Origin of the sequence: Cyanobium sp. BA20m-p-22, assembly GCF_024346275.1 — a bacterium.
GTDB lineage: Bacteria > Cyanobacteriota > Cyanobacteriia > PCC-6307 > Cyanobiaceae > Cyanobium_A.
Genome location: NZ_JAGQCQ010000286.1, coordinates 1 through 5,036, shown reverse-complemented (window position 1 = coordinate 5,036; position 5,036 = coordinate 1). Strand labels below are relative to the sequence as shown.

Here is a 5,036-nt window from a genome sequence, read left to right as displayed (position 1 = left end):
TTCTCGGTGTCATTGATGGAAGTTATTTGGGTTGCTCCGGGTTCTTGGGGTGCCAAAAGGTATCGCCAGAATCTGTCCAGCGAACCATCGAAACATTCAGCTTGTAATCTGGCTTCTCAATAAGCATCCGCTAGGGGCGAATGCTGTAGTTCTCCTGCAGCAAAAGGGCCAGCAACTGCTGCTCCGGCGGGATCGAGAGCCGACCACCCTCCTGCTGCACTCGACAGAAGTGGGTTTGAGCTGATCCAGGGCCTGGTCAGCCAGACGCTGCAACTGCCGCAAGGGATGACTGGCCGGTATCCGGTCTTCAGTGGAGATGTACGAGAACAGGGGGCCGGTACGTCCCAGCTGTCCGCGCATCCACTCAGTGCCGTCGTCACATTCTCCCGCAATCGTCTTATCTGTTCAGCAGCCTCCTGGGGCTGCGACTTGCACTGTCATTCGTCATCATGCAGATGTATAGGTAGTTGAGTGCCAGATGGCCATAGCAATCTTCGGCAGCGGTTATGTGAGCTTGGTCACCGGCACCTGCTTTGCCGCTGCTGGCGTTGAGGTGATCGGCGTCGATGTGGACCCCGCCAAGCTCACCAGGCTGCAGCAGGGCGAATGCCCCATCTACGAGCCCGGCCTGCAGAACCTGATGCAGGAGGCAATCGCCGCCGGGCGTCTCAGCTTCACAGGGGATGCCCCTACTGCCGTGGCTGCGGCCGACATCCTGTTCATCGCCGTTGGTACCCCGCCCGATGAAGACGGCCATGCCGATCTCCAATACGTGTTGGCCGTGGCCCACTCCATTGGGCGCTCCATGGACGCCCCGCGCATTGTGGTCACCAAGAGCACCGTGCCCGTCGGCACCGCCGACAAGGTGGCTGAAGCCATCCGCGCCGAGCAGCAGGCCCGCGGCGTGGACATCCCCTTTGAGGTGGTGTCGAACCCGGAATTCCTTAAGGAGGGTTCGGCTGTTGCTGATTTCCAGAAGCCCGACCGCATCGTGATCGGCAGCTCCAGCCCCTCAGCGATCGAGGTAATGAAGGCGCTTTATGCCCCCTTCAACCGCAACCACGACCGCATCGTGGTGATGGACGTGCGCTCAGCAGAACTCACCAAATACGCGGCCAACGCCATGCTGGCCACCAAGATCTCGTTCATGAACGAGCTGGCCAACCTGGCCGAACGCCTCGGCGCCGACATCGAGCGCGTGCGCATTGGCATTGGCTCTGACCCGCGCATCGGCTTCCAGTTCATCTGGCCCGGCTGCGGCTATGGCGGCTCCTGCTTCCCCAAAGACGTGCAGGCCCTGGTGCGCACCGCCCAGCAGGCTGGCTATGCGCCTGAGTTGCTCCAGGCCGTGGAAGCGGTGAACCAGTTCCAGAAGCAGCGTCTGCATGGCCTGATCAGCCAGCACCTCGGCAGCGCCAAGGGCCTGGCCGGCCGCCGCTTTGCCCTCTGGGGGCTGGCGTTTAAGCCCAACACCGACGACATGCGGGATGCCCCATCGCGCCAGCTCCTTGAGGCCCTCTGGACTGACGGCGCCAGCGTGGCCGCCTACGACCCCAAGGCTGCCGAGGAGGCCCAGCGCCTCTACCCCCAGGCCCTCGCCGACGGTCGGCTGATACTCGCCGCGACGAAGGAAGAGGCCACAGAAGGGGCCGACGCCCTGGTGATCTGCACCGAATGGAAGCGGTTCATGGCCCCCAATTTCGATCAGCTGGCCGGCTCCCTGCGCCAGAAGCTGATCTTTGATGGGCGCAATCTGTACGACCCAGAGCGTCTGGCGGAGCTGGGGTGGACGTATTACGCGATTGGGCGGGGGGCTTCTGTTAGTCCGGTGGTGTGAGTAAGGGCATGCCCGCCTCAGGCGCTTGGCCGGAAAACCCGTGAGAACAAGGAGGCCCTGTGTGGCAGTACAGGTGTACTGTGGCGTGATCGGCGCTTGTTCGGGTTCGCTACCGTGATCAAGGAGATTGAAAGCCCTCCGGGGCTGCCTGATTCAGCACCGCCCCTCGGGTGCTGGATCGTCAGGGGTGGTCAACCCTTGCCGCTGGCGCCCTGCTGCTCCTGATTTCGTTCACAACGAACTATGGCAACGACAACCTCTCCCGCTTCCGCAGACTCCCGGCCCATGACCAGGTCGGAATATGTCTCCACCTTGCCGCCTTGGCGGCGCTTGCTGGCGATGGTCAACTGGCGACCCGTTTACGACATCGAGCAGCGAACGAAGCAGCACGAGCTGAACGTGATCGCCAGCGAGAAGCGGATGCAAGAGAGCGAGAAGCGCTTGAAGCTGCTGAAGAAAGAGAACGAACGGCTCGCCGCACTCGAATCCAGAATGGATGCCTTGTTGCTCAATGTCGATTCCTCCTCGCAGACACCTCCCGCAACCGGCTCCAACTGAGTGAAGCCCTGGCGGTGTTGCTGGAGGAGATCACGCCGCCAATAGCCTGAACTGGGCTGAAGTTCGTGAGGCCCCGACCAGCTCAGAAAGTCGACGGCGACAACGGCCCCAGCTCACTCGGCAGGCGCCTGCACCTTCCGGCTGCGAGCGGAGTCCCGCCCAATTCCCTATCGCTGCCCGCACATCCAGGCCTCGGTTGTGGATCTCAACGCTGAGCGCATCGCCGCCTGGAACGATCCCGATCTCAGCAAGCTCCCCTTCTATGAGCCGGGTCTCGCGGCTCTAGTGGATCGGGCGCGGGGCCGCAGCCTCCACTTCTCCACGGAGGTGGATGCAGCCATCGCCGCTGCCGACATGGTGTCCCTCTCGGTGAACACCCCCACCAAAACCAAGGGAGTTGGGGCCGGCCAGGCCAGTGATCTGCGCTGGATTGAGGCGTCCGCCCGCCAGGTGGCCGCCTGCGCCCAGGGCCACACGATAGTGGTGGAGAAAAGCACCCTGCCGGTGCGCACCGCTGAGGTGGTGCAAACCATTCTCAGCGCCGCCCAGGCGGCCGACGGCAAAACATTTGCAGTGCTCTCAAACCCTGAGTTCCTGGCGGAGGGCACAGCGATCGCCGATCTGGAAGCGCCCGATCGGGTGCTAATCGGCGGTGTGGACCCAGTTGCGATAGAAGCACTGGTGGCGATTTACGGCCAGTGGGTGCCAGCCGAGCGCATCCTGCGCACCAACCTCTGGAGCAGCGAGCTCTCCAAGCTCACCGCCAACGCCTTCCTGGCCCAGCGCATCAGCTCAATCAACAGCATTGCCGCCCTCTGCGAAGCCACCGGCGCCGATGTGCAGGAGGTGGCCCGTGCCATCGGCACCGATTCGCGGCTGGGATCCAAGTTCCTCAAGGCCGGTCCCGTCTTTGGTGGCAGCTGCTTCCAGAAAGACATTCTAAATCTGGTTTATCTCTGCGGCCACTACGGCCTGCATGAGGTGGCTGCCTACTGGCAGCAGGTGGTGGTGCTCAACACCTGGCAGCAGCACCTCATCGCACGGCTGGTGGTGAACCGTCTCTTTGGCACGGTGACGGGCAAGCGGATCGCAGTTCTGGGTTTTGCCTTTAAAGCCGACACGAACGACACCCGCGAGACCCCGGCTATCCGCATCTGCCGCGACCTGCTGGAAGAAGGCGCCCAGCTGGCGATCTTTGATCCCAAGGTGGGCGTTGAGCAGATCGCGGCCGATCTAGGGGTGGAGGCCCTTGTGGGTTCAGAGGGCGAGGTGGTGTGGCAGCCGGCCGCGGATCCTTGTGCCGCCGTTTGTGGTGCGGATGCTGTGTTGCTGCTCACGGAGTGGCAGCAGTTCAGGCAGCTCGATTGGCCAACCCTGGCAGCGGAGATGCGTCAGCCCGCATGGTTGTTTGACGCCCGGGCCGTTGCGGATGCGGCGGCTGCGCGCGCGGCGGGGTTGCGGGTGTGGGTTGTGGGGGAGGGTGAGGGGCGCTAGCGCGCCCCCTCCGCAGGTGCTTGGCCGGAAAACCCGTGGAACCAAGGGAAGCCCCGTGCATCAGTACAGGCGTACTGTGGCGTAATCGGGATGCGGAGGGCTGGCCGGTGTCAGTGGCTGGGGCTTGAAAACCGATCACTGGTTTTACGGGTTGTTCCAGAGCGCGCCGGATCTGATCGCGTTGCTGCTGCCGCAAGTTGTCGCTGAGGCTCCCTCGCTTGGGCCCGATGCGTCGGGCGATGCGCTCTATCGCTTTGAGGCACCTGAGCTCAAGGCTGCCAACCATCGCCTTGATGGGGCCTTTTGGCCAAAAAGCGGCGAGGCCGGCACCCCGGAGCAGCCGGTGGCGCTGCTTGAGGTGCAGATGTTCAGCAAGCCGGGGTTCAAGCACCGTCTGCTTGCTCAAACCGCTCGCTTTCTACAGCTCAACCCCCAGGTGCTGCATTTGGCTGTGGTTGTGGCAGTGCCGCACCGGCGTCTCAAGCTTGGTCCAGCCCAGCTACCGCAGCAGCTGCAGGTGTTTCTTGATGGCGTGATCTGGCTGAGCCTGGAGGAGTTGGGCCAGCAGGCTGATCTCGATCCATGGCTCACCCTGCTCACGCTGCCAGTGCGGCCTGAAGCAGAACTGCCGGCCAGTACCCAGCAGATCCTGGAGCACCGTCCGGATCTACTTTCCACCGTTCTCACTATGCTGTTTGAGCGGTTTCCCACACTCAGCCCCGAGGAGATCATGGTGATCGCAGGCATTCCCACCGACCAATTACTCCACACCCGCGCCGCCCAAGACCTTCTGGATCGGGGCCGGCAAGAAGGCGAAGCGCAAGGCGAAGCCAAGGTGACCCTTCGCCAGCTCAACCGCCGCTGCGGCCCCCTGAGTGAGGCCACCACCGCTCGCATCCAAGCGCTGCCGCTGGAGCAGCTGGAGACCCTGGCTGAGGCGTTGCTCGATTTCAGCGGGCCTGCCGATCTGACGGCTTGGCTGGAAGAGCACAAGGGTTGAGGCCCGAGCACCGCTGGGGCTGCAGGTCGTGAGGCCCTGTCCAGCTCAGAACGCCCTTGGCGACTATGGCCCAAGTCCACTCGCCAGCCGCCAACACCTGTCGGTTGCGAGCGGAGTCCCGCTCAATGCCCCCGCTACGGTTGAAAT

General features: G+C 63.3%; 4 protein-coding genes. All 4 read left to right on the top strand.

The features are described 5' to 3' along the window. Positions 1-478: 478 nt before the first annotated feature. Positions 479-1,837, top strand: coding sequence for a UDP-glucose/GDP-mannose dehydrogenase family protein (locus KBZ15_RS18330; protein ID WP_255016663.1), 1,359 nt, complete (start codon positions 479-481; stop codon positions 1,835-1,837). Positions 1,838-2,122: 285 nt separating this feature from the next. Next, complete coding sequence (locus KBZ15_RS18325; protein ID WP_255016662.1) at positions 2,123-2,395, top strand: hypothetical protein; 273 nt, start codon at positions 2,123-2,125, stop codon at positions 2,393-2,395. A gap of 141 nt (positions 2,396-2,536) precedes the next feature. Next, positions 2,537-3,889, top strand: a complete 1,353-nt coding sequence (locus KBZ15_RS18320; RefSeq protein ID WP_255016664.1) for a nucleotide sugar dehydrogenase — start codon at positions 2,537-2,539, stop codon at positions 3,887-3,889. A 124-nt stretch (positions 3,890-4,013) separates the two neighbouring features. Beyond that, complete coding sequence (locus KBZ15_RS18315; RefSeq protein ID WP_255016661.1) at positions 4,014-4,889, top strand: DUF2887 domain-containing protein; 876 nt, start codon at positions 4,014-4,016, stop codon at positions 4,887-4,889. Positions 4,890-5,036: the final 147 nt, after the last annotated feature.

Bases quoted from the DNA above. Each gene is read 5' to 3' on its own strand.
- KBZ15_RS18330 (WP_255016663.1), top strand. From the start codon at position 479: ATGGCCATAGCAATCTTCGGCAGCGGTTATGTGAGCTTGGTCACCGGC.
- KBZ15_RS18325 (WP_255016662.1), top strand. From the start codon at position 2,123: ATGACCAGGTCGGAATATGTCTCCACCTTGCCGCCTTGGCGGCGCTTG.